The 22,987-nt window shown below is 39.9% G+C and carries 24 protein-coding genes and 1 riboswitch; of the genes, 9 read left to right on the top strand and 15 right to left on the bottom strand.

Annotated elements, in window-relative coordinates:
• Position 1: 1 nt before the first annotated feature.
• Positions 2 to 1,135 carry a glycerol dehydrogenase gene (locus BRLA_RS10875; RefSeq protein ID WP_003337423.1) on the bottom strand — a complete coding sequence of 378 codons (1,134 nt, stop codon included), beginning with the start codon at positions 1,133 to 1,135 and terminating at the stop codon, positions 2 to 4.
• Positions 1,136 to 1,332: 197 nt separating this feature from the next.
• On the opposite strand from BRLA_RS10875, the gene BRLA_RS10870 reads away from it, so the two are divergent.
• Positions 1,333 to 2,361, top strand: coding sequence for a PocR ligand-binding domain-containing protein (locus tag BRLA_RS10870; protein WP_041752111.1), 1,029 nt, complete (start codon positions 1,333 to 1,335; stop codon positions 2,359 to 2,361).
• Between the two features lie 186 nt (positions 2,362 to 2,547).
• Entirely contained in the window at positions 2,548 to 3,324 is a 777-nt protein-coding gene (locus BRLA_RS10865; RefSeq protein WP_041752109.1) for an ANT(4')-I family aminoglycoside nucleotidyltransferase, read from the top strand.
• 205 nt (positions 3,325 to 3,529) lie between these two features.
• On the opposite strand, the gene BRLA_RS10860 is transcribed toward BRLA_RS10865, so the two are convergent.
• Both BRLA_RS10860 and BRLA_RS10855 read right to left on the bottom strand, forming a co-directional pair.
• Positions 3,530 to 4,219 carry a hypothetical protein gene (locus BRLA_RS10860; protein WP_003337419.1) on the bottom strand — a complete coding sequence of 230 codons (690 nt, stop codon included), beginning with the start codon at positions 4,217 to 4,219 and terminating at the stop codon, positions 3,530 to 3,532.
• A gap of 635 nt (positions 4,220 to 4,854) precedes the next feature.
• Positions 4,855 to 5,409, bottom strand: coding sequence for a helix-turn-helix domain-containing protein (locus tag BRLA_RS10855; RefSeq protein ID WP_003337418.1), 555 nt, complete (start codon positions 5,407 to 5,409; stop codon positions 4,855 to 4,857).
• Positions 5,410 to 5,522: 113 nt separating this feature from the next.
• Between BRLA_RS10855 and BRLA_RS10850 the strand changes: the two genes are divergently transcribed.
• A complete protein-coding gene (locus tag BRLA_RS10850; protein WP_003337417.1) occupies positions 5,523 to 6,107 on the top strand; it encodes a LysE family transporter in 585 nt (194 codons plus the stop codon).
• 305 nt (positions 6,108 to 6,412) lie between these two features.
• Here BRLA_RS10850 and BRLA_RS10845 read toward each other — a convergent pair whose 3' ends face one another.
• Positions 6,413 to 7,426: a hypothetical protein gene (locus tag BRLA_RS10845; RefSeq protein ID WP_003337415.1), complete on the bottom strand. Its 1,014-nt coding sequence runs from the start codon at positions 7,424 to 7,426 to the stop codon at positions 6,413 to 6,415.
• A 348-nt stretch (positions 7,427 to 7,774) separates the two neighbouring features.
• Positions 7,775 to 8,440: an MBL fold metallo-hydrolase gene (locus BRLA_RS10835; protein WP_003337414.1), complete on the bottom strand. Its 666-nt coding sequence runs from the start codon at positions 8,438 to 8,440 to the stop codon at positions 7,775 to 7,777.
• A 548-nt stretch (positions 8,441 to 8,988) separates the two neighbouring features.
• Between BRLA_RS10835 and loaP the strand changes: the two genes are divergently transcribed.
• Positions 8,989 to 9,570, top strand: a complete 582-nt coding sequence (gene loaP / locus BRLA_RS10830) for an antiterminator LoaP (protein ID WP_022585241.1) — start codon at positions 8,989 to 8,991, stop codon at positions 9,568 to 9,570.
• Positions 9,571 to 9,880: 310 nt separating this feature from the next.
• Here the strand turns inward: loaP and ribH are convergent, their stop codons facing one another.
• The 5 genes from ribH to BRLA_RS10805 form a co-directional block, all read right to left on the bottom strand.
• Entirely contained in the window at positions 9,881 to 10,354 is a 474-nt protein-coding gene (ribH, locus tag BRLA_RS10825) for a 6,7-dimethyl-8-ribityllumazine synthase (RefSeq protein ID WP_003337412.1), read from the bottom strand.
• A gap of 19 nt (positions 10,355 to 10,373) precedes the next feature.
• Positions 10,374 to 11,570 carry a bifunctional 3,4-dihydroxy-2-butanone-4-phosphate synthase/GTP cyclohydrolase II gene (locus tag BRLA_RS10820; protein ID WP_003337410.1) on the bottom strand — a complete coding sequence of 399 codons (1,197 nt, stop codon included), beginning with the start codon at positions 11,568 to 11,570 and terminating at the stop codon, positions 10,374 to 10,376.
• Between the two features lie 25 nt (positions 11,571 to 11,595).
• Positions 11,596 to 12,270, bottom strand: a complete 675-nt coding sequence (locus BRLA_RS10815) for a riboflavin synthase (protein WP_003337409.1) — start codon at positions 12,268 to 12,270, stop codon at positions 11,596 to 11,598.
• Between the two features lie 15 nt (positions 12,271 to 12,285).
• Positions 12,286 to 13,440 carry a bifunctional diaminohydroxyphosphoribosylaminopyrimidine deaminase/5-amino-6-(5-phosphoribosylamino)uracil reductase RibD gene (gene ribD / locus BRLA_RS10810; protein ID WP_003337408.1) on the bottom strand — a complete coding sequence of 385 codons (1,155 nt, stop codon included), beginning with the start codon at positions 13,438 to 13,440 and terminating at the stop codon, positions 12,286 to 12,288.
• 318 nt (positions 13,441 to 13,758) lie between these two features.
• A riboswitch (FMN riboswitch) is annotated at positions 13,759 to 13,898 on the bottom strand.
• Positions 13,899 to 14,196: 298 nt separating this feature from the next.
• Entirely contained in the window at positions 14,197 to 14,580 is a 384-nt protein-coding gene (locus tag BRLA_RS10805) for a VOC family protein (protein WP_003337406.1), read from the bottom strand.
• Between the two features lie 328 nt (positions 14,581 to 14,908).
• Between BRLA_RS10805 and BRLA_RS10800 the strand changes: the two genes are divergently transcribed.
• The 5 genes from BRLA_RS10800 to nadE all read left to right on the top strand — a co-directional run bounded on the left by BRLA_RS10800 (position 14,909) and on the right by nadE (position 19,479).
• The gene (locus BRLA_RS10800; protein ID WP_003337405.1) at positions 14,909 to 15,685 is read left to right on the top strand and encodes an NUDIX hydrolase; all 777 of its coding nucleotides are present in this window, start codon (positions 14,909 to 14,911) and stop codon (positions 15,683 to 15,685) included.
• A gap of 75 nt (positions 15,686 to 15,760) precedes the next feature.
• The gene (locus BRLA_RS10795; protein WP_003337404.1) at positions 15,761 to 16,315 is read left to right on the top strand and encodes a cysteine hydrolase family protein; all 555 of its coding nucleotides are present in this window, start codon (positions 15,761 to 15,763) and stop codon (positions 16,313 to 16,315) included.
• 53 nt (positions 16,316 to 16,368) lie between these two features.
• A complete protein-coding gene (locus tag BRLA_RS10790) occupies positions 16,369 to 18,003 on the top strand; it encodes a nicotinate phosphoribosyltransferase (protein WP_003337403.1) in 1,635 nt (544 codons plus the stop codon).
• 14 nt (positions 18,004 to 18,017) lie between these two features.
• Complete coding sequence (nadD, locus tag BRLA_RS10785; protein ID WP_003337402.1) at positions 18,018 to 18,656, top strand: nicotinate (nicotinamide) nucleotide adenylyltransferase; 639 nt, start codon at positions 18,018 to 18,020, stop codon at positions 18,654 to 18,656.
• Between the two features lies 1 nt (position 18,657).
• Positions 18,658 to 19,479 (top strand): NAD(+) synthase, encoded by an 822-nt coding sequence (nadE, locus tag BRLA_RS10780; protein ID WP_003337401.1) that lies wholly within the window; start codon positions 18,658 to 18,660, stop codon positions 19,477 to 19,479.
• Between the two features lie 153 nt (positions 19,480 to 19,632).
• On the opposite strand, the gene BRLA_RS10775 is transcribed toward nadE, so the two are convergent.
• The 5 genes from BRLA_RS10775 to BRLA_RS10755 form a co-directional block, all read right to left on the bottom strand.
• Positions 19,633 to 20,529, bottom strand: a complete 897-nt coding sequence (locus BRLA_RS10775) for a macrolide 2'-phosphotransferase (protein ID WP_041752558.1) — start codon at positions 20,527 to 20,529, stop codon at positions 19,633 to 19,635.
• 660 nt (positions 20,530 to 21,189) lie between these two features.
• Positions 21,190 to 21,579, bottom strand: a complete 390-nt coding sequence (locus BRLA_RS10770) for a DUF6941 family protein (RefSeq protein ID WP_003337398.1) — start codon at positions 21,577 to 21,579, stop codon at positions 21,190 to 21,192.
• Between the two features lie 26 nt (positions 21,580 to 21,605).
• Positions 21,606 to 22,022 carry a hypothetical protein gene (locus BRLA_RS10765; RefSeq protein WP_022585231.1) on the bottom strand — a complete coding sequence of 139 codons (417 nt, stop codon included), beginning with the start codon at positions 22,020 to 22,022 and terminating at the stop codon, positions 21,606 to 21,608.
• Positions 22,019 to 22,549: a MauE/DoxX family redox-associated membrane protein gene (locus tag BRLA_RS10760; protein ID WP_338012092.1), complete on the bottom strand. Its 531-nt coding sequence runs from the start codon at positions 22,547 to 22,549 to the stop codon at positions 22,019 to 22,021. The genes BRLA_RS10765 and BRLA_RS10760 overlap by 4 nt, the downstream gene beginning before the upstream one ends.
• Entirely contained in the window at positions 22,549 to 22,983 is a 435-nt protein-coding gene (locus BRLA_RS10755) for a peroxiredoxin family protein (protein WP_003337395.1), read from the bottom strand. The genes BRLA_RS10760 and BRLA_RS10755 overlap by 1 nt, the downstream gene beginning before the upstream one ends.
• Between the last annotated feature and the right edge of the window lie 4 nt (positions 22,984 to 22,987).

Genomic DNA, 22,987 nt, shown 5'->3' with positions numbered 1-22,987 from the left:
ATTACTCACCCTTTTTCTTAAATTCCTGCCCGATTTGATCCGCTACCATAATGGCGGCTACTACATCTTCTTCACTTACAGGAAAAGGCATAGAATGAATAGACTCTTCTAGTATACAAGCTTTCTTTGCGACATTCATCAGCTCGGCTCTAGTGACACTCGTTACACCGATATCAGAAAGACACACCGGAAGTCCTACACTTACGCAGAAATTCAATACCTCGTTTATTTCTTTTCTATCTGCATTTTCAAGCACCAATTGAACAAGCGTTGAAAATGCGACCTTTTCACCATGATAATACGAATGGGTTCCTTCCAATGCGGTTAACCCATTATGAATGGCATGTGCCGCCGCCAGACCTCCGCTTTCAAACCCTAGACCTGATAAAAGAATGTTGGTTTCAATTATGTTTTCAAGCGCAGGAGTAACAATATTAGAATCACAAGAGATTTTAGCTTTAAGTCCGTCTTGAAGCAGTGTTTCATAGCAGAGCTTTGCAAGGGCAAGAGCAGCTTTTGTTCCTTTAGCTGGCTGACCTACTCCAGATATTGCTCCACAAGGAATTCCTGCATTCACATTGGAATAAGAGTTAGAAGTTGCTCTAGCTTCAAAGTAAGTAGAAAGCGCATCTCCCATGCCCGAGACAAGAAAACGCGTAGGTGCATGGGCAATAACAGTTGTATCGATCAGCACTACGCTTGGACTTTGTTTAAAGTAGGCATAGTCATCAAATTCCCCTTCTGGTGTATAAAGGACAGCAGAATGGCTTGTTGGAGCGTCCGTCGCAGCAATGGTCGGAACGATAATTAACGCCTCGCCCTCTGCTACGCATTTCGCGGTATCGATCGCTTTTCCTCCACCCAATCCAATCGTGCAGGAACAAGCGTGTTCCTTCGCAAGTTGTTGTAATCTATGAACTTCATTACGAGAACACTCTCCATTGAAATCGCTTTCAATTATCGTTACGCCAAATTGTGCCATGGTATGTTCAAGCTTATCTTTTACACGATTTATGTCATCCTGATGAGCAATTAGAAGAGCAGAATCACCAAATGTCTTGATGAAATACCCTAGATGGACTAATTCATTTTCACCTTGAACATACTTAGTTGGGCTAATAAAAGCTTTTCTCATTTGAATAATCCTCCTCTGTGCGATTATATTCCCATTATAGAGCTACCTTGTCCGAAGATCATCGAACGATTTACTCCAAATAAAGCGCTTTCTCATCGTATTATCTTGTCCTGCATGTCCCAAAATAGGATTATCTTGTCCTGCCATCAGACTATTATGCTATAATAATGCGAAGGTACGAAAGGAGAGTAGATCTCATGACCTTGCATGTTAAATTGGACAAAATTATAGATCTAACAAAGTGGCAGAAACTGCAAGACTCACTCTCTCTAGTCACTAAAATGGCGATTATCACAACTGATTATAAGGGTGTACCCGTGACGCAGCACAGCCAATGCCAGAGCTTCTGTCAGGCGATACGAAAAGACGCTGCATTGTCCGAATACTGCCAAAAATGCGATGCAAGAGGCGGATTGGAGGCTGTGCGACTGAATAGGCCGTATATCTATCTGTGCCATTTCCATATTATAGATATCGCCATCCCTATTATTGTCAACAATCAGTATATTGGAGCTATTATGGCAGGTCAGGTAAAATTACGTGATAATCCATTGGAGCTGGAACAAATAGTAACCCGGCCAACCAATGTCGATACCCATAAAAAGCTCCTTGGCTTGGAACAAGACTATGCCTCCCTTCCCGTCTTGTCCTATGATGAAATAACAACCATTTCTGAAATGCTGTATCACTTATGCAATTACATTGTGGAAGAAGCCATCACGAAAAATTCAACTATTGATATGTATCGTCATGCGTTCACATCGGACAAACCTGTTATTGATGCCATTGCCGATCACTCGTACCGCAATATCCAAACCATAAAAAAAGAGCTGGAAAATACGCTTATTGATAGTCAGATCATAAACATGTCTACCCATAAAAGAATTTCCACCAGCACCATTCTTCAACCGGCCTTTGATTATATTTATGCTCATAAAAATGAAAACTTTACATTAGCGGATATGGCTGATATTTGCCATGTTAGCCCTAGCTATTTCAGTCGTTTGTTCACCAAGGAAACCGGGGAGAATTTTTCTGTGTTCATTCCACGCTTGAAGATAGAGTGGGCTAAACAAATTTTAGAGACAACCGATCTCTCCATTTCTCAAATCAGCAATGAATTAGGATTCAGTGAGCCTAGCTATTTTATTAAAACATTCAAGAAATTCGAAAGGATAACACCTTCTGTCTATCGTAATGTATATAGTAAGAGGGATGGTACCTAGGTAAGAAATGGGCAGAGAAAGATTTCCCTTTTCAATTGTCCCATGCAGGAAATTGAGTCTGATTGGGTATAATCCCCATAATGTATGGGGAGGAGTTCTTATGCATCAAAAAATTGGCCCCCGTTAATCCCGAGGTCCTCCATTCATGTATTCGTATCAACCTCACCCCAAAATTTACAAAGGGAGATGTATGAGAATATGAATGGACCTGTAAAAATTTCTCGAAGTGAAAGACTTCAAAACTGCCAAGAAATTGCCGCGAGGTTACATGAGGTATACAAAGATAAAGTCCTGGCCATAGGAATCTATGGATCTGTTTCCCGAGGTACAGACGGCCCTTTTTCAGACATTGAGATGTTTTGTGTATTAGAAGAATCCAGCGAAGACGTAGAATTTAGTTATGAATGGTCAGCGGGACCTTGGAAAGCTGAAGTGAATGTATACAGTGCAAATGTCCTTCTGAAAACAGCCGCTACTGTGGAAGGAGATTGGCCACTTACACATGGCCCCTTCTTTGCCCTGCTTAGTCTGTATGATCCTAAGGACTTTTTTTCAACGCTAAAAAATGCGGCAGATTCACCAACAAAGGAAGATTTTACACAGGCAATCAATGGAGTTCTTGTAGGAGAAATGTATGAATTTATCGGGAAGCTTAGAAATGCACGTCTAAACGGCCATCTTACCTATCTGCCCTATTTGACCATGCAATTTGCCCAATACGGTGCCATGGTGATCGGGTTGCACAATCAAAAACTCTACTCGACTGGGGCCATGGTTTTGCCCGAATCATTGGAACTCGCGAATCGTCCGGCAGGGTTTGACGAGGTAGCTAGACTGGTGATGTCTGGAAACTTAGCAGAACCGTCCAAAATAATTGTCGCCTGCGAAGATTTTTGGAATGGCCTCATAGCCTGGGTAGCGGAACATCATTATGTGATTCATTCAGAACGAATTCCTTTTTGATCAAGGAAAAAACGAGCCCCTGCAAGAGAGGCCTTAGATTGTTGAGAAAGCCCCGCTTTTTAGTGGGGCTTTCTTCTATTATGGTGATTTTTCTCAAGAAAAAATGGATTTATCATTTATGATGTTAGGCAAAATTACAAAAAAAAGAGGCCATCGAATTTTTTCAACAGCCTTCAAACAGAGTAATCACTGAATATTTTGTATGTTAGGCAATTTTTTCAATTACTAAAGAGGCACTTACAACTGCAGGACCCGCACCTGATACACTATTTTGTAATACGGTATTCCCATCAATGTTACGTAAGGTAAGAATATCCCCTGCTGTAAAAGTGGTGATCACTTGCCCGCTATAAGTTTGGTTACCTGAACCAGCTCCAAAATTTGAGCCTGGTATTTGTACTAGACCATTGAATAAAGCAAATGCGGAAGTACCCTGTTGTGGAAATACCTCATAAGTAATGAGATAAGTACCTGTTTGATTTATCGTGATGGGAGCAGTGCCTGGAGTATGGGTAACTAAAGTTGGAGGCGAGATGATTCCATTCGTATTAAAAGTGACCGCAGTATTTAATGCTAAGGTTTGTTGTGTTGTGTCAAATATATTTGCGAAACCTAAAAGACCTCCGCTTGCTCCGGTTGACCCTGTTGCCCCTGTTGCCCCTGTTGCTCCTGTTGCCCCTGTTGCTCCTGTTGCTCCTGCTCCTCCTGTTCCTCCTGTTGTCCCTGTTGCCCCTGTTGCTCCCGTTGCCCCTGTTGCTCCCGTTGCCCCTGTTGCTCCTTGTGCTCCGGTTGGTACATTAATCTTGATCTTATTCTTTACTTTGCACTTGCTATTATTTTTCTTGCATCTGCATTTTTTATGTCCACATTGCCAGCATTTTTCATGGTTACCCATAATGAAATTCCTCCTTTTAACATACGTTACTAAATCGTATGCTACAGAGATAATGTCCGATTGGACTATTTCTCCAATTAGTTCTTTTAAAAGGCAAAAACAGTATAAAACATGACAGTTGTAACAGAATTAGAAATATGATTAAGTTTGTTGTCGAGTTGCTCATGTATAAAGGTTCCAAAATAAGATTCTAGGTAAAGAGGCCAAAAAAACATAAACTACCTCTAATCCCCAAGCCGTATGCATTTGACATATAATTGCGATAAATTAATTTATCAATTTGAGGAGCTTAATGAAAAGAATCAGAAATCCTTTAATACGTGTATGGAGGGAATAGTATTCTCCTAGAAGTAAAACGTAGAATTTTGCTTCAAAATCATATGGAGAGAAAGTCATTTGGGAAATTTCGGGGTAAAATAGAAAAGTCCTTAGAAGAGATACTTCCTTCAAAGAACTTTTTCTATTAGGTATTGTGAATGGATAATGGGGAATTTAAAGAAGAATTAGGGACTTCTGTGTATAGAAGTCCCTTGTTAAGCCTTTCAGAAAATTTCAAAGTGATTAAAAAAATTCCGCTAACACAAAACTTATATAAGTTTAGCCTAAAGATGATGAAATACCCCTAACAGTAGGAATTAAGTTGGATAATACAAAATCATACTCAATCGGGTTAATGTCCTTCCTGCATTATGATAGGTATGGGGGCTATCTGCCTTAAATCTAATAGAATCACCACTTCTAATCGTATACTCATTGTTATTTACACATACAGTTAGCTCCCCTTCAAAAATAGTGAGAAACTCTTCCGTTCCCTCCATATGCGCATCAGAGCTTAGAAAACCACCCTTTTCTATCTCGACTGAGTACACTTCAAAGCGTCTGTCATCATCAAACAAAAAATTGGGAAAGACTCGATATTTTCCATTGTCTTCAGATAATGTTTTAATTTCATTTCTCAAAACAACTTGAGTATCTGGCTGTGGATTATTTATGAGTGAAGTAAAGGAAATCTTTAATCCATTTGCGATTTTCCAGATAGTTGTAATCGTAGGGCTCGATTCCCCTCTTTCGATTTGACCGATCATCGTTTTGCTTACTCCAGTTAGTTCAGCAACTCTTTCAAGACTTAATTTCTTACTTTCACGAAAGGCTTTTACGTTTTTTGCAATGATAAGATGTATCTCCTCCATAAAAACACTCCTACCTTTCTGTACAAGATAACGTTCGTTTCGTACAATAAGAAGTAAACCGTTATATTGTTCGTTCTGTACATTATAACATACACCACAAAGGAGGTTCTGATATGCCTTTCTTATCAATGCTGCTGTATGCTTTTATTTCTAGTTTTACACCAGGTCCAAATAACATAATGGCTATGTTATTCGCGAATAAATACGGCTTTAAACAGACATTGCGATTTTGTTTAGGAGTAGGGGCTGGTTTTTTCGTCATCATCGTAATGAGCTGTTATTTTAATCTTGTGCTTAAAAATTTTATTCCAAAAATTGAATTGATTATGTCCATTCTAGGTGCCGCCTATATGATATATTTGGCTATCAAAATCATTACTAGTACAAATCATGATCAAGATACTGATAGAGATAAAAGTAACAGTTTTTTAGCAGGTATGCTTTTACAATTTGTGAATCCAAAAGGTATTTTATATGGCATAACCGTAATATCAACTTTTATCATTCCCTATCACACTTTACATCTTAGCTTATTATATAATTCATTGCTTCTAGCTTTTATTGGCTTTATGGGAACTTTCAGTTGGAGTGTATTTGGTTCGATTTTTAAAACAGTCTTATCTAAGTATAGAAATCAATGTAACGTAGTTATGGCTTTATTGTTATTATATAGTGCGATTTCGATCCTTTTCATTTAGGCAGAAGAGTTTCAAAAATCTGCAAAGAAAGCTTTGATTACATGACGGAATACCAGCGTTGAGACTATCTTTTTACAGAAGAATCGAGTTCGGTCAGAAGTAGCAGAATGTAGCGAAAAGACTCGCTCTTTATCTGTTCGTGCAAGAGCTGGCTGATCTAGATCGTGCTGAACTTGCCATGGAAAAATCAGATCAAAAAGACAATTGGTAGCATCCCCGCCAGACAATTACATGGCGGGGTAGATACTGTATCCTTCTCTCTAACAGGAAGTAACCCTATAAGTGATGGACAGTCTATCATCAATTTAGTTCATCAACCCTTGTTCCGGTTTAATAGAAAAAGCCCAAAAGGTTCCTTTCTTATTGATGCTAGCCTTGATCGTTGGCATCCCTTTTTTAGTAAAAGTATACTCATTATCATGAACGGAAACATCGTAGCCTTTGAGGTCTAATTGAAACCACTTTTTTACCATTGGACTGGCCGCGAGTATCGCTTTTTCTTTGGTATAGAAAGGTTTTGCAAATACCTTTCGGCGTTCCTCATCGGACACATAGTCAACCTCTTTGCTTGAGGATACTGACACCAATTTACCTGTTTTAGCACCTACATATACACAGTAACCGTGCTGTTTGTCCCCAAAAGACCACACTTTATCGATGCTTTCTTTCGGACTAGTATAGATTCTGGCAGTTGGTAGAAGTTGAACCGATTGAGTTTTCGCCAGCTCTTTTATCGCTTTCTCGGCGATTTTTACTTTGCTTGGATCAATTTGTTCAGTCTTATACGAGGCTCCAGCAGAAATTACCTGTTCTGTCAGTGCATCAAGTAAGACAGAAGCTGAGTCATTATCTGATCGAAACAACCAGACATCCTCCTTCTCCCATTTCGTTCTTTCTACGCTAGTAATCTTAAAAATTCGTTTTTCATCTAGCCCCTTTAATGTTCTCATAACGGATTCTTGTAAGCTGGGTTTCACTTCTTCAAATGAAAATCTGACATTCACATGCTTTACCTCGCCCGTTTTTTTATCGACAAGGATATTGCCTCGATTACCTTTGGCTTTAACGACCCAGGAGCTCGGATTTTGCCCAACAATTTCGTCTAATTCAATTTCAACCCCTTCTGCTATAGATTGCATGGCCTTCTTCATTGTTTCAATCACATTTTTGTCTAGTTCTGTAAGAGATGGTAGTTTCATTTGTGTAGCCGGTAAAGCATTCTCTGCTGCATACCCGGATGATATCACCCCAGAAAAAGATGGTACGGTCTGTACCAATAGAGTAAGTGTGCATACCGCTAAAAGCGCTTGTTTTTTCATCGTATGACATCCTTTCTGTTTGTTAATCACTTATTTGATCCAGCAAAACAGATATTGTTACACCATCAATAAAAAAAGATAGGGTTGCTCTCCTCTCCTATTCCTAGTTTTTCTTTTGCTCGTTTGGAGCAATAAATTTTGTGAATCCGCCAAATAAATCTGAAAAAAAAAAGAGACCCGCCAGAAAAGGACAGGTCTCAAGAGCTTGTGGGAGTGAATTATCATCCTCATTTTGTTATATCTGGGGGTATCTAAGATCGAGCGTTGAAGTAGCTGATTTATTATAAAAACGACTGTAATCATCGGTTTTTCCATCCACGCTCCTCCGTTCTCATACAGCCAGTACCCTTATTTAAAATCAAATAAATTTTTCTGATTTTTACGCATCCGAAACTTGATGAATTGTTCTTTATTTTCGATTTGGAAATAAATATTATTTTTCAAAAGATAGCCCAAGGGATATCCTGGCTCTTTCCCATATGAGTGCCCCGGATATACGCGAACATTTGGGTCGACCCTATTTCGAATTTTTTGTACGCTTTCATACATTTGATCTGGGCATCCTCCCGGCGTATCGCAAATTCCACAGCCTTCCACGAAGATGGTATCCCCTGTTAACAATGCAGCAGATAAGAGAAAACAGGAACTTCCTGCCGTATGTCCCGGTGTTAGAAGACAAATGATTTTTGTCTCTCCCAGCATAATCTCATCTTCATCGGCAAAGGAATGCAAATGAGGAGAATGATACTGATAATAGTCGATTTCTTTGGAAGACATGTATACCTTTGGCTGATACCGATTCACTAACGGTTCTACCAAATGAACGTGATCGTAATGTGAATGAGTAAGCAGTATCATCGTTACCTCTGCACCGAGGTCAGCAAGCATGATCGTAATACGTTCCAAATCCCATGCAGGGTCCACAATTGCTGCCTTCCCTGTAGCTTGATCCATGATGATATAACTGTAGTTGAAACCAACTTTGAGTTTGTATAAACGATACGTATCATTCATATGATCCGCATATCTCCTTTCAAAGTTGTTTATCTAAAAACAAAAAAGAGGAATTACTCCCCTCTTACATTTTTTTATGTATGTAAATTGAGCTGATTGCGGTTACATTTTGCAGCTTATGTAAGCTTGCAGACATACCTTCTCCATATCGTCTACAAATATGTACACTACTTATCATTTCATGTATGTACCCTAGTTTCCCCTAACGTGCCGAAACAACGATTAATTTCCACTAGAGAATGAATAGTCGTTACAGTGAAAATGCTTTGCCTATATGATCAAGAAAAAATTCTTAATTTTATAATTAGTGGTATTATACAAATAATACTGTGGAATGTCGATAATTGTCAATTTGTTATTTTATACAATAGAATTGAATAACATTTTATGGTTATTAATTAACAAAAGTTTGAAAAAATTATGGTTGATTTACTTTTCAACTATCCTATAATTATATTCAACATAAATAAAAATCTTTACATATCACCTTAGACATTTTGACTACTGAAAGATGTACGTAAAAAAACTTTTTGAAAGGAATAATTACTTTGAAATGGTATGCTCTTTACGTAAGATCAGGCGGCGAAGAAATAGTTAAAGATCATTTGAACTATTATTTTGATGAACAAACTTTGTATGCTCTCATACCTAAGAGAAAAGTTCCTGAGAAAAAGAACGGAGCCATTTTTCACAATATTAAAATTTTATTCCCTGGCTATGTCTTAATTAAAACGGATATGACTTCAAGTATCTTTTACAAAATCAAAGAAATACCTAACCTATACAAATTTGTTAATATAGGTCCCATATATTCAAAATTAACAAGCAGCAATCATGCTAAGAAGGATATTTCAATCACGAATTTTTCAGCTATTGATGATGAAGAAATGTCCCCGCTCTTACGATTATTAGGCAATACAGACATCATTACGTATTCAAAAATTCACTTAGAAAATTCAGAGGTCTATGTTAATTCGGGTCCCTTAAAAGGAATGGAAGGACAGATTAAAAAAGTAGATCGACACAAAAAACGCGCTAAAGTACTCATAAAATTTATGGGTTCAGAGAAATTGGTCGATCTTGGTGTTGAAATACTTTCCAGCTTAAAAAATCTAAATATTAGCAACTAAAGAACTATTGTTCATTTTTTTGCCATTATCAGATGATTACTTCCACTTATCTGCCTATCACTGTAGTCATCCCGTAAAAGTTCTACCCTTCAAGCATCTTCGGATTGTAAGCTCCTTGGCTTAGTTACAATCTCAATAGCATTTATAGATTTTGTAAGAAAGCTTCAGTCTGTTCGTAAACAGATTTAAAATTATTAAAAATCCAAACATAAATCTGCTTTATTCGTATTCTTTCATTAACAATTACAACGTTCTATTTTTTGTAGAAAAGAGCTACCGAATCTATCGGTAGCTCACATTTTAATACCATTTAGCAAGTTTGTTCAAAGCTACGTGCCAAATTCGCCATTTCAATAGCGGAAGCGGCCGCTTCACATCCTTTATTTCCAGCCTTTGTCCCGGCACGTTCGATAGCTTGTTCAATATTATCAGTCGTTAGGACACCAAAAATAATAGGTACTCCACTGCTCATAGAAAGAGCTGCTACTCCTTTTGCACATTCATTGCAAACATAATCAAAATGGGGAGTCGATCCGCGAATCACTGCTCCTAATGTAATAATCGCGTCAAAACGCGCTGTTTCGGCCATTTTTTTCGCCATAAGTGGAATCTCGAAGGCCCCCGGAACCCATGCCATTTCAATTTGGGCTTCTTCCACACCATGCCGTTTTAATGTATCTAAAGCCCCACTTACTAGTTTACTGACAATTAATTCGTTAAAACGACCAGCAACAACTCCTATACGCAATCCTGAACCGACGAGCTTGCCTTCCCAGATTTTCATATTCATCCTCATTTCTTCATTATAATATAGTTAGCATATGTCCTAGTTTCTGTTGCTTGGTATGCAGGTAATGGTAATTATGCTGATGACTTTTCATTTGAAGCGGTACTCGTTCTGCTACTTTTAGACCATATCCATTGAGTGCCACGATTTTTCTAGGATTATTGGTTAAAAGACGCAATTTCTTAGCCCCCAGATCACGCAAGATTTGTGCACCAATTCCATATTCACGTAAATCAGCGGGGAAGCCTAGCCGTTCATTGGCTTCAACAGTGTCTAAGCCTTCTTCCTGTAGCTGATATGCTTTTAATTTGTTTATTAAGCCAATTCCGCGCCCTTCCTGTCTCATATATAGCAGAATTCCGGCTCCTACCTCGTCGATTTGTTGCAGGGCAGCATGCAATTGTGGTCCGCAATCGCAACGAAGAGAACCAAATATATCGCCTGTTAAGCATTCAGAATGCACACGCACTAAAACAGGTTGATAAGGGCGAATATCTCCCTTAACAAGAGCTACATGTTCCTTTCCATCCAACGTATTCGAGTAGGCAAAGATGCGAAAATCTCCGTATTCTGTAGGCAGAATGGTCTCCGCCTCCTTCTTCACCAGCGATTCGCTTTGCATACGATAATGAATCAGTTGTTCGATCGAAACAATTTTTACATCTAAACGCTTCGCTATTTCTAATAGAGCAGGTAAACGTGCCATGCTTCCATCCTCTTGCATGATTTCGCAAATTACCCCAGCAGGATAACCACCAGCAAGCCTTGCCAGATCTACCGCCGCTTCTGTATGTCCTGCCCGCTTTAATACTCCGCCCTCCTTGGCAACCAATGGAAAAATATGTCCAGGGCGCCGGAAACGATCAGCTTCTGCTTGCGGGTCAAGCATTGCCATGATCGTTTGTGAACGCTCATGCGCCGATATCCCTGTATGCGTATCCCTTTCATCTATGGACACTGTAAAAGCTGTTCCATGATGATCTGTATTATTTTCCACCATCTGTCTTAGCTGTAGCTCACGAGCTCTTTTATCCTCAATCGAAACGCAAACCAGCCCTCTTCCATGGGTAACCATGAAATTAATCATCTCAGGTGTTGCCTTCTCCGCCATGCACAGAAAATCTCCTTCATTTTCCCGATTCTCGTCATCGACCACAATAATGGGCTTTCCCTGACGCAATTCCTCTAGCGCCTCTTCTATCGTGTGAAGCATGTAGATTCCCTCCTAGCCATTGGTATTAGACAAACCCATTGTCACGTAAAAAGCTTTCTGTTACAGAATGTTGCTTGTTGCGAGCAGAATGCAAAGAATGGAGTAAGCTTCCTTGAGAAGCTAGTAGCCTTTCCACATATTTACCAATCACATCATTTTCAAGATTTACGCAATCCCCCACCTGTTTCTTTCCGAGCGTAGTAACTGCTGCGGTATGAGGAATGACCGAGACGGAAAAGGAGGTGGCTTTGATGGCAACCACTGTTAAGCTTATTCCATCTACTGTAATAGAGCCTTGGGGAATGAGATAACGCTGGATATCTGCTCCCGCTTCTATTTCGAATAGTATGGCATTTTCATTTTGCCTTTTCGATAAAATTCTTCCTTTCCCATCAATATGCCCTGATACCAGATGGCCACCTAATCTGTCGCCAATAGACATCGCCCGCTCCAAATTTACTAGCTCACCATTCCGGAGCTCACCCAAATTCGTTCTCTTCAGCGTCTCTGGCATAACATCAACTACAAAGCCGTTAGCGCTAAACTCGGTAACCGTTAAACAAACTCCATTTACTGCAATGGAATCACCTATTTTACTTCCCTCTACAACCAGCCTGGCGTTAATATGCAGGTTGCCAGCCTTTTGACTGACTAAAAATCCAGTGGTCGTACCTACTTCCTCAATAATCCCCGTGAACATGATCGTCCTCACTCCTTATGAATTGCTATGATCCGTCCAAAGTGGGTAACCCGTTATCTTTACTTCCTGTTCACTCACCTTCTCTACTGCTACATCTCTGAGTTGAATCGCATCTTTCATCAAAGGAATACCGTTTCCTCCGTAGGCGACTGGAGATTCCACTCCACCCACAAGTGTAAAAGCGACATAGGCTATTACCTTTTGAATCGCTTGTGCCTCTAAAAACGCCCCGCTTATCTTGCTGCCACCTTCTACAAGTACCGATACAATTTCTGCCTCTCCCAAGGTTTGGAGGACAAATGGTATCGTTACTTGATCCTCTTGTTGCACCGTGATTCGAATTCCTTTTGCACGCAGGAAATCTACTTTTTGTTGAGAAGCTCTTCTTGTGGTAAAAATCCAAACTGGCGATGTAGTATCTTTAAGAATCGTAGCTGTCTTTGGAATACGGAGAGTTTGATCAAGAACGACTCGTATCGGCTGCCTTCCCTTTTCATACAACCGGGCTGTCAGTAAGGGATCATCTTTTATCACCGTGTTTATACCCACTAAAATTGCGTCAGATTTAGCCCGTTCCGCATGAACTTCCCTGCGTGCCAATTCACTCGTTATCCATTTGCTATCGCCGGTTGCTGTAGCCAGCTTCCCATCTAATGTACTGGCCGTCTTCAGCGTAACAAACGGCCTTTTCGTATGAATATAATGAAAAAACGATTCATTGCATTCTCGGGCTTCCTTTTCTAATACACCGACCTGCACATCTATACCAGCATGTTTTAAAGTTGCTACACCTTTACCTGCCACCAGTGGATTAGGGTCTTCTATGGCAATGACAACCCGTGCCACTCCTGCATCTAGTAGCGCTTGAACGCAGGGTGGTGTTTTCCCATAATGACTGCATGGCTCCAAGGTTACGTATACAGTCGCCCCCGCTGCCTTTTCCCCAGCCATTCGTAAGGCATGAATTTCAGCGTGAGACTCACCTGCCCGCAGATGGGCTCCTAGACCAACAATGCTCCCATTTTTCGCAATAACAGCACCCACTGTAGGATTAGGAGATGTCTGATGACTCGCTCCTTCTGCCAATTGAATTGCTATCTTCATAAAAGCTTGATCCAACAGCACTTGATTCTCACATTCGCTCCTCTTCCATTCTTGAAGCTCATTCATAAGCGTTCCTCCTTTCTGTGTTTTTTTGTTCTGTGTATCTTGCTTTTACTCTTGCAAACGCACCTTGGTTACTTTCATAACCTATTTTTTACAATAAAAAAATGCCCTTTTCAGTAAAAGGGCATAGAGAAATACAGCCTACCATCGGATTTTTCAAAAAATGGATACATAAAGTGTTACACCACCGCAAATAGATCATGCCTTGACTGACATATTTTGAATACATCTAAATAAACCGTCTTCTCATTTATGAAAAAACAGTCTGCGATGGCCACCACAATCTAAGTCATGTATCCTCATTGAAAAATGTGATAAGCCTTGTACCTTCTCCCATCCGGACTATACCGTCGGCCTTGGATTTTCACCAAGTCAGTCGCAAAAACGGTTTGCGAGTCGCGGGCTCAGACATAATCGTCATTACCGCCGGTCGGGAATTTCACCCTGCCCTGAAGGTGGTTATGCAATTGCCTGTAGTATAACACAAGTATCCATACATGGGAACGGCTACTTTTCTGACTTCTTGTCAATCGCTTTGTATTTTGTTGGATAATAAGCTACAGCTTGGTCTTCCTAGTAACGGGAAAAATTTTGTGTTTACACTAAAAACCTACGTCCTACTATCCTGATTGTCACTGCTTGTCCAACGTCTAATGCCGACATCTTCATCATGGAGAATACGTTCATTTATGTTGAAAAGGAGAATTAGTAATGTCTGTCTGCTAATCTCCCAAGCCGCTTTTCCTTCATGCTTGTGTATCATCCCTGAAAAAGTTGGATAAGATTACCGCATGTATCATGAAACACAGCAATGGATGTCCCTTCTATATCTACAGGCTTACTCTTAAACACTACACCCAGTTTTAGCAGTCTGTCATACTCTTTGTGAATATCGTCAACAGCAAACGTCATTAAAGGAATTCCTGCCTCAAACATTTCTTTTTGAAATGTTTTCGCAGCAGGATGCCCCAGTGGTTCCAAAAGCAATTCAATATCTTCCGGGCCTTCCGGCGAAACAACCGTTATCCATTTAAAATCTCCTACTGGAAAGTCGCTTTTTTTCACAAAGCCTAAAACCTCTGTATAAAATGAAAGAGCTCTATCCTGATCGTTGACAAATATACTTGTTAGTTTAATTTTCATTGAAATTCCCTTTCCTCTAAGATAAATTCAAGCTGAACACGGAGAATATACCAAAATGGAACGAATTTGTGCATTTATCCATTTATATTATTGATCAAACTTTCACTTCCATTCCAACTTCTTAAAAAGACCGATTGACCTTTCCGCTTCCCTAATTTTTGCACAAGTATTTAGATATAGCCTTAGCTACATATATAATTAAATACAGCTCCTTTCCCATAAGCAAAGAATGTATGTAAAAAGTCCTGAATTTAATATAGTCGTATTGACAATATGAAAATAACTATATAAAATAACCTCAAGAACACGTAGAAAGGAGCTTCACACTTTGCAAATTCCTCCAAAGGAAAAGCCAGTCTATCGATCTCCTGATGGCTTACCTACCGACATTTGTATATTTACGATTACATCGGAGCCTAGAAAAGATACCAAGCACAAATCCCTTCCCGATCGTAAGCTAAAAATATTGCTGATTCAGCGTGATCCACAAAGCGATCGCTTTCCAGGGTATTGGGCTTTTCCAGGTGGTTTTCTCAATGAACACGAAACACTTGATCAATGTGCTGAACGTGAGCTGCGTGAGGAAACACACATCTTAAATGAGAAGGTACATATTAAGCAGCTAAAAGCCTACTATACTCCAGGCCGTGATCCAGGTGGATGGATTCCAACCGTTGCCTATTATGCCCTTGTTAATGAGCAGGCACTGTCTGGATTTAAGGCTGATGACGATGCTGTAGATGCGTGTTTGTTCACGGTTGAGGAAGCAATGTCCATGAATTTGGCGTTTGATCACAACGAAATCTTAAAGGATGCTCTACAAAAAATCCAAGAGATTATGGTTCAGACTAATATCGCGAAAGAATTTCTACCCGAAGAGTTTACCTTATCTGAGCTGCTTCAGGTCATTGAGACAGTCGTACCTGATTTTAAAGTAGATCGCTCTAACTTTAGCAGACGCTTGGTGTCTACCATAAATAGAAAAGGGATTATTGAAGAAGTCAGAGATGCGGAAGGTTCTGCTAAATACTCGAATAAATACTCACAAAATCCAGCCAAATTATATAAATTTACTGACTACGTGCCATTTGTGAGCATCTATTAATCCTTCTTTTTTTACTCATTTATATAGTCATATTAACTATGTTAAATCAAACAATTAAAATGGAGGTATATATTTATGAGTCAAAAAGCTATCCTGATCATCGATTACACAAATGATTTCGTTGCAACCAATGGCGCTTTAACATGCGGAGAGCCTGCCCAAAAAATCGAAAAGCGGATTGTTCATCTTACCAATCACTTTCTTCAGAATGGTGAATTTGTGGTAATGGCTGTAGATGCACACAAAGAAATTGATCCATTTCATCCTGAATCGAAGCTCTATCCGCCCCACAATATCATCGGAAGTGAAGGACGCGAATTATATGGCGAACTACATAGCCTCTATAAACAAAAGGAAGCGTCCATTTATTGGATGGATAAAACAAGATACAGTGCATTTGAAGGAACTGACTTAGCACTACAACTGCATACGCGCGGTATTCGCCAAATTCATCTTGTCGGCACATGCACGGATATATGTATTCTCCATACGGCCGTATCTGCTTGGTATCTTGGCTTCGAGGTGATTATTCATGAGGATGCAGTTGCAAGTTTCAACCCTGTAGGACACGATTGGGCATTACAGCATTTTAAAAACCAAATGGGAATACAGGTTGTTAATCATTATTGACTAATTATGTATGCTTTTCACTCAAAAAGATATAACGAGGGGACTGGCCGAAAATGACAAAAACAATCTTTGATATTGTTGATCCGAAAATATATCGCTATATTCATATGTGCCTCTTCTGTAAACAACCTGCTTTTAGAATGACGTCTGAAGAAACTCCCTGCCCTCTTTGCGGAAAACAAGAATTAGAAATCCTTCCCTTTTATGATCCCTCCAGAGATTACGGTCTTGATGTGGATGAATATGCGATTACGATGATGTATGCTTTATACAAAAAGAATCTACACCGCACGATAGTTGTCTTTGATGATTTTTATCGTAAAGCTCCTTTTGTTAAGCCAAGCAGTGATTTTACTGGTGAGCTAGGGGGATACGTTGCTTTTGGGGGACTTGACCAGTTAATTGATATTGTAGAGAATTTATACTTTAATGAAAGTGACATTGAATATCTGCGGTCCAAGGGCATGTATGAGGAAGCTTTCCTGTCAGAACTTCGCTCACTACGTTTTACCGGGAGCTTGCAAGCAATGAAAGAAGGTCAAATCGTCTTTCCAAACACTCCTTACATACGAATGATTGCCCCTATCATGGAATGTATCTGGATCGAAGCACAATTGCTTAATACAGTGAACAGTGAATCCCTGCTCATGACAAAAGCGTCTCGAATTGTGACAGCAGCAGATGGGCAAAGTGTAATTGAAATGGGAAAAAGACGTGCTCAGGGACGTGACGCATCCGTACAGGGAGCTAGATCAGCCTATATCGCTGGATTTGACTACACCTCTAATCTGAAAGCTGGGAAAAAATATGGTGTTCCTACTACAGGTACACATGCTCATTTATTTGTTCAATTTTTCCCAAATGAACTAGATGCCTTTCTCGCCTTTGCTGAGGTTTTTCCCGCTAAAAGTATTCTTCTTGTCGATACCTTTGATGTTTTAGGTTCAGGTATTCCCAATGCCATTAAGGTGGCTAAACGGATGGAGGAACATGGTCAGAAGCTTACTGGCATTCGTTTAGATAGTGGCGATTTAGCCTTCTTATCTAAACGAGCTCGAAAAATGCTAGATCATGCAGGTTTTCCCTATGTAAAAATTGCCGCTTCCAGTGACCTAGATGAGCACACGATTACCTCTCTGAAGCATCAAGGAGCTAAAATTGATATTTGGGGCATTGGAACCAAATTTATCACTGCCTATGATACTCCTGCCCTAGGTGGTGTACACAAAATTGTTGCAAGAAGAACCGAAAAGGACTGGGTGGCTCTAATTAAAGTCTCTGAAAATATAGACAAGATTATTAATCCTGGTTGTAAAAAAACCTATCGGATATACGATCAGGATGGTATGGCAAAAGGTGATTATATTTGCCTTGAGCATGAGAATATTCAAGGCCTCAAGGAGATTCAACTGAAGCATCCAGTGAATCCATTAAAAATGAAGCGTGTAAGCCATTTTACAGCAGTCCAGCTATTAGTTCCTATCTTTGAAGAAGGAAAGCTGGTTTATGATCAACCAACTCTGGAAGAAATCAAGCAGTTCCATCAAGCCCAAAAGAATACATTCTGGGAGGAATATCTTCGCTTAGACAATCCAGAGGTATATCCCGTTACTCTATCTGATGAATTACGGGAGCTGAAAGATAAAATGATTAACGAAATACGCGAGCTTGCTCTCATAGAATCTTAAAGGAGGAACCCTTCATGCGATATGGTATTTACGGAAGTAGCTTTGATCCTATTACCTATTCACATCTTTTTACAGCTGCTGCTGTGGCTAAACGTAAACGTCTGGACAAAGTGTTTTTTATTCCTTGCTCTTCCCTGCGTAGAGATAAGATACTTCAGACTGAAGATCACCACCGCTTACATATGCTTCAGCTTGCCTTAGAAACGTGCAAAAACAAGAAAAATCGTTTTGGGGAACCTTTATTTGAAATCTCTACCGTTGAAATGAACGCGTTACCCGGTGAAACATATACCTTTGACACAATGAATCATTTCAAAAATCTGTATCCGCAAGATGAAATCTTTTTTATCATGGGAGCAGATCTTTTAGAAGGCATATCCTCCTGGGGGAATGCTGAAAAATTGGTAAAAAACAACAAGTTTATTGTCATGGCAAGAGAAGGCTATCATTCTGATGATTTAATCGCTAAGGACCCCTTGTTACGCAATAATGATGAAAATTTCCTGACGATGTCAAAAGGAATCAGTATGGGAATTAGCTCTAGCTACATTCGCGGTGAGCTTCGCAATGATGGTGAAGCTAGTTTTCTCCTGCCTGAGGAGGTTTTGGATTACATCAAGGAACATCAATTATATGTGAGTGAGGTCCGTTGAGATGGCAAAACAAACAGAAATAATCAAAAAGCTACATGTTCATGTAGATGCGCAGCCCAAACGTGAATTTCGCGACAGGGTAGATTTTTTAAAGCAATACCTTCTTATCTCTGGAGCTAATGGATACATTGTGGGAGTAAGCGGCGGAATTGATTCTACCTTAACGGGTATCATGGCCCGGGTTGCTTGCGATGAGCTTACGCATGCGACGGATAAACGATATTATTTCGTGGCTGTTCGTCTTCCCTACGGAACTCAAATAGATGAAGCTGACGCCCAGAAGGCACTTCAATTCATCAAGCCACATGAAAATATGCTGGTTAATATCAAGCCGGCCGTTGATACTTCTCTTGAACAGCTTAAACAATCAACGGGGATTGAACTGTCAGATTTTCACAAGGGTAATGCAAAGGCAAGAGAACGCATGAAGGTTCAATATGATATTGCCGGCCACTTAGGACTATTAGTTCTTGGGACTGATCAGGCAGTCGAGGCAACTACCGGATTTTTCACTAAATATGGAGATGGAGGAGCTGACGTTGTCCCCCTTTCCGGTCTGACCAAGGGGCAAGTAAGACAAATTCTGCAATATCTAGGAACACCTGAAATTTTATATTTAAAAGTTCCTACAGCCGATCTTGAAGATGACCATCCTCAATTACCTGATGAAACCGCCCTTGGCTTTTCTTATGATGATTTAGATAACTATTTAACCCTGAAGCCTGTATCTGATGAAATCGTGGAAAAAATCGAAGAAAAGTATGATAAAACCGAGCACAAGCGCCGCTTACCAGTAACTCCATTCGATGACTGGTGGAAGTAAAAAAGGCCCCTTCAAGTAGAGTGTACCACCCTCCGTCAGGTTGGTGAGCTTTTTACACTGTCTACTCGAAGGGGATAATATCATGCTTTTTCGGAGGGGCAGCTTTTTCAATCCATACATTTTCAATCTGAGCCTTCTCTCTTTATCAAGGAATTATACACCCAGCACTTGTTTGGCCATCTGCTTGTACTCTTCTAGCCCTGATTTTTCGGCAAATTCAGCAATGGCAACAGGATAACTAGCAGCTAATTCAATAACATGATCAGTCATATTCGGCCAAACGTTTCCACCTGCTTGCTCATAGTGATAGATTAATCTTTGCAGAGCTTCTTCTCCAAAAGTCCGATAATGAGCCACAAAATCATGGGCAGGATCAGTTACCCTTGCCTCTGTCCAATCAATCAAGCCTGTTACTCGTGATGCTTCATCAACTAGGATATGTCCCGCATGCAGATCCCCATGAACGAGTACCGTTTTCGTGGGCCAAAGCGTATCATTTGCAAGCCAATTTTGCCAGCGATTCCAGAGATCATTACTTACTCCAAATGTCATTTTGATTTTATCCATCCTCGCTCTCATCGAGGCCCTTGCTTCTTCAGCAGTCTCTAGTTCTATCCCCGCCTCTCTGCAAGTGTTCGGATTAATCCGATGTAGGGAGGCGATTGCAAGGGCAAGCGTTTCATGAAAGACATCTGGTACATTTTTTTCGTCAATTTGCCAAATATATGCCTTTGCTTCTGGATCAATCGTTCCTGCTGGTACACCTTTTAACAACTGATAGGCAATCAGCTCTTCTGAGTAAATTCTCCAAATCGGTACTTGTACCAACACTCGCGATTCTATCAGGGTTAGAATCTGTCTCTCTTTTTTTGCCGAGGGTAGCACGTCTATTCGTCTTGGATACCGTAACACCCATTGTACTCCATTCAGATCGCGCGACATAACAACCTGAAAATCTATTCCAGAATCATTTCTCTGTAACGAATCCTCTTTTAGTAGCAGTCCATGCTTCTTCGCATCCGCCAGAATTTGTTCGTCTGTTTTTATCATCATATGCTGCACGTCCTTTATTTTAGTATTTTTACACCCGAAACTGTGTCAAAACAAAATACACAGGCATTGCTACCTGTGCTTGAGTAACGGGAAAAGAACACCAAAAATAAGTCGGGTGCCATTTACGTTGTTCGTGTGAGACGGCGCGATATAAGAGAACATGTAAATAGTAGGTGCAAACCTACTATTTACTAGCTATCAGGGTAGTAAAACAGCGTGCTTCTATCCCAAAATGATGATCTTACCATTACACGCGTCTCCTGGCTTACATAAATTTACGATACAAAAAAAGACAGACAGCGAATGTCTATCCCTTTTTTATATCGTTCTCATAGAGTTTTCTTATAAAAAGGCAGACTAATCCCGATTACTCTACACACAGGCAGAGCCTTTGATCACTATTAAATTAGTGGGACAAAGTAGTAAATCGGAATCTTATGTATGCCATGAGAAAACCCTCCGTTCAATAAATTTGTTTCAGAATACCATAAGTCTTAAAAAAAATACAATTTTTTCTTGCTATACCGCTTTGTCAGCGCCTTTCACATTTAGTTGTCTTTTTGCAATTCCGAAAAGCCCTAATGAATAACGAAGCTTAGGTAGCTTCATAAAATGATCATTCACTATCTATTGCAATAAAAAGCAGGCTTCCTGTTCCTATGACGCTTGCTCCAGCCGTACATGAACTGGATGAGTTGTAATCACTTCTCCATCATAATATAGTTCTGCTTTATATGTTCCTTCCAAGCTAAGTACCGTAGACATTTTTAACGATGTTTCCATTTCAGAGGATTGCTCATCCTTGCGTTCATGATACATTGTGATGGGACTCGAAATCCCAACATCTTTTCCATTCCGATCTTTGATTTTCAATTGAAGCTCAAAGGTTGCTTGATCAGGTAATTCTTTCAGAGCGATAAACATCTGAAAAGTATACACGCAGGGCAATGCTGGAATCGTGATGTCATGAAGGATTTGCCCTATGTCGTGTTTTTTATGTTCCTTGCTAAATTCGATGTTATCTACTACTACCAATTGACTATGCATGTATAACAAACACCTCGCTTGTAATTTTAATACGTATGAAAGCGTACAATCGATATTTTCTTGAAAACCTCCTGGTAAGTAAGAAAAGCAGGAAAAGCTGAAATCCCTAAATCATCAGACACGATCCCCTGTTCATCAACCCGTAGCTTCGTATGTTCATTGATTTGGCGAGAAAACACCCTTGCTTTCCATTCAGGCGCCTTATAGATGATATAGATCTGATAATCAGGGAAGCGACGGCTGATTTCCGCAAGATATTCAGGATTGCTAGGATCTGTATAAGATAGAAAGAGAAAAATACTTTTGTCATGCAGATCCGTAATCTCCTTACTGCCAGAAACATAGATTTGAAGATACCTTTTATAATAGAAGGCTTTGGTTATCTTCATCCCGATGATCAAAACAAGTATGATGCCCCCAACACTTAACAAGAAACCCATCATGGCACCAGCATCCTCATTTTCTTTCTCAGTTTAGATAAAATGGTCAATTCCTTGTAAATAGGTATGAAAAACGCTGCTACAATGAGGCACGGCATGATCTGCTCAGGGGGATTGGGTATCCCCTCTAGCTGGTTAGCTATCCAAAAACCTCCGCTCGCTCCAAGCAATAACAAGCAATTTCGCAGGATGGCAAGTTTTATGTTTGTCTTTTTGGTACTACCCCCAAAACAGCTACAGGCAAAGCTTTTTTTCTGCTTACTTGCTCGTATGAAAAGTCCGGTAAAAAAAATCATCAGCAAGCCAGTTAGGATAAAAGCCGCATGTAAAAAAGCAAGCTGGGCAAAACAAATCGCTAAGACAAATTCCATAAGAATAACCAGATAGGAGCTGAGCATCACATATTTTCTCGATATAACATCAAAGTGTACAATCGATTGTCTGAATTCAAACATTGAAAAGCACTTTGTAATAGTGGAAACAAAGAACATGAACGCAAAACCATACGGGAGTAAGAGCAGATATGACATCATTGGAGTGTTACACTTTCTAGAATTTTATGAAAATCTTCTGCCTTGTAGATATCTCCTTTGCTAATAATCACACCCTTTGAATCAGTAAGAAGGAGAAAAGGGTGGTAGCTAACCTTAAAGGTTTCGTTCATTTCCTGATGTTTTAGTTGAATCACGGGGAAATTCCATCCAAAATAATCTGCCATTTCTGCGTGATCCTCGATTTCTCCATCCGAAAAGAGATAAAGCTGCATATCCTGACTCTGACTTATCGATCCAAGGTGGGGTAATAAATCGATACAATAGGAGCAAAAGACGGAGACGAAAACTAAAGCAGCCCCTTTAGGCAAAAATTTCAGCTCTAGTTGTGATGAATCCCAATTTGTGAAGTGAATGTGTGGAATGGGTGTACCTATTTCTAAACCGGTATCACGAACTAGTTTTTTTGACATGGTA

The organism is Brevibacillus laterosporus LMG 15441 (genome assembly GCF_000219535.2).
In the GTDB taxonomy this organism is placed as follows: domain Bacteria; phylum Bacillota; class Bacilli; order Brevibacillales; family Brevibacillaceae; genus Brevibacillus_B; species Brevibacillus_B halotolerans.
This window is presented reverse-complemented; position numbering and strand designations above follow the sequence as displayed.

What these genes read in the sequence shown, in the direction of transcription:
- BRLA_RS10875 (WP_003337423.1), bottom strand. Translation starts at nt 1,135, where the DNA reads ATGAGAAAAGCTTTTATTAGCCCAACTAAGTATGTTCAAGGTGAAAAT.
- BRLA_RS10870 (WP_041752111.1), top strand. Translation starts at nt 1,333, where the DNA reads ATGACCTTGCATGTTAAATTGGACAAAATTATAGATCTAACAAAGTGG.
- BRLA_RS10865 (WP_041752109.1), top strand. Translation starts at nt 2,548, where the DNA reads ATGTATGAGAATATGAATGGACCTGTAAAAATTTCTCGAAGTGAAAGA.
- BRLA_RS10860 (WP_003337419.1), bottom strand. Translation starts at nt 4,219, where the DNA reads ATGGGTAACCATGAAAAATGCTGGCAATGTGGACATAAAAAATGCAGA.
- BRLA_RS10855 (WP_003337418.1), bottom strand. Translation starts at nt 5,409, where the DNA reads ATGGAGGAGATACATCTTATCATTGCAAAAAACGTAAAAGCCTTTCGT.
- BRLA_RS10850 (WP_003337417.1), top strand. Translation starts at nt 5,523, where the DNA reads ATGCCTTTCTTATCAATGCTGCTGTATGCTTTTATTTCTAGTTTTACA.
- BRLA_RS10845 (WP_003337415.1), bottom strand. Translation starts at nt 7,426, where the DNA reads ATGAAAAAACAAGCGCTTTTAGCGGTATGCACACTTACTCTATTGGTA.
- BRLA_RS10835 (WP_003337414.1), bottom strand. Translation starts at nt 8,440, where the DNA reads ATGAATGATACGTATCGTTTATACAAACTCAAAGTTGGTTTCAACTAC.
- ribH (WP_003337412.1), bottom strand. Translation starts at nt 10,354, where the DNA reads ATGAAAATCTGGGAAGGCAAGCTCGTCGGTTCAGGATTGCGTATAGGA.
- BRLA_RS10820 (WP_003337410.1), bottom strand. Translation starts at nt 11,570, where the DNA reads ATGCTTCACACGATAGAAGAGGCGCTAGAGGAATTGCGTCAGGGAAAG.
- BRLA_RS10815 (WP_003337409.1), bottom strand. Translation starts at nt 12,270, where the DNA reads ATGTTCACGGGGATTATTGAGGAAGTAGGTACGACCACTGGATTTTTA.
- ribD (WP_003337408.1), bottom strand. Translation starts at nt 13,440, where the DNA reads ATGAATGAGCTTCAAGAATGGAAGAGGAGCGAATGTGAGAATCAAGTG.
- BRLA_RS10805 (WP_003337406.1), bottom strand. Translation starts at nt 14,580, where the DNA reads ATGAAAATTAAACTAACAAGTATATTTGTCAACGATCAGGATAGAGCT.
- BRLA_RS10795 (WP_003337404.1), top strand. Translation starts at nt 15,761, where the DNA reads ATGAGTCAAAAAGCTATCCTGATCATCGATTACACAAATGATTTCGTT.
- BRLA_RS10790 (WP_003337403.1), top strand. Translation starts at nt 16,369, where the DNA reads ATGACAAAAACAATCTTTGATATTGTTGATCCGAAAATATATCGCTAT.
- nadD (WP_003337402.1), top strand. Translation starts at nt 18,018, where the DNA reads ATGCGATATGGTATTTACGGAAGTAGCTTTGATCCTATTACCTATTCA.
- nadE (WP_003337401.1), top strand. Translation starts at nt 18,658, where the DNA reads ATGGCAAAACAAACAGAAATAATCAAAAAGCTACATGTTCATGTAGAT.
- BRLA_RS10775 (WP_041752558.1), bottom strand. Translation starts at nt 20,529, where the DNA reads ATGATAAAAACAGACGAACAAATTCTGGCGGATGCGAAGAAGCATGGA.
- BRLA_RS10770 (WP_003337398.1), bottom strand. Translation starts at nt 21,579, where the DNA reads ATGCATAGTCAATTGGTAGTAGTAGATAACATCGAATTTAGCAAGGAA.
- BRLA_RS10765 (WP_022585231.1), bottom strand. Translation starts at nt 22,022, where the DNA reads ATGATGGGTTTCTTGTTAAGTGTTGGGGGCATCATACTTGTTTTGATC.
- BRLA_RS10760 (WP_338012092.1), bottom strand. Translation starts at nt 22,549, where the DNA reads ATGTCATATCTGCTCTTACTCCCGTATGGTTTTGCGTTCATGTTCTTT.
- BRLA_RS10755 (WP_003337395.1), bottom strand. Translation starts at nt 22,983, where the DNA reads ATGTCAAAAAAACTAGTTCGTGATACCGGTTTAGAAATAGGTACACCC.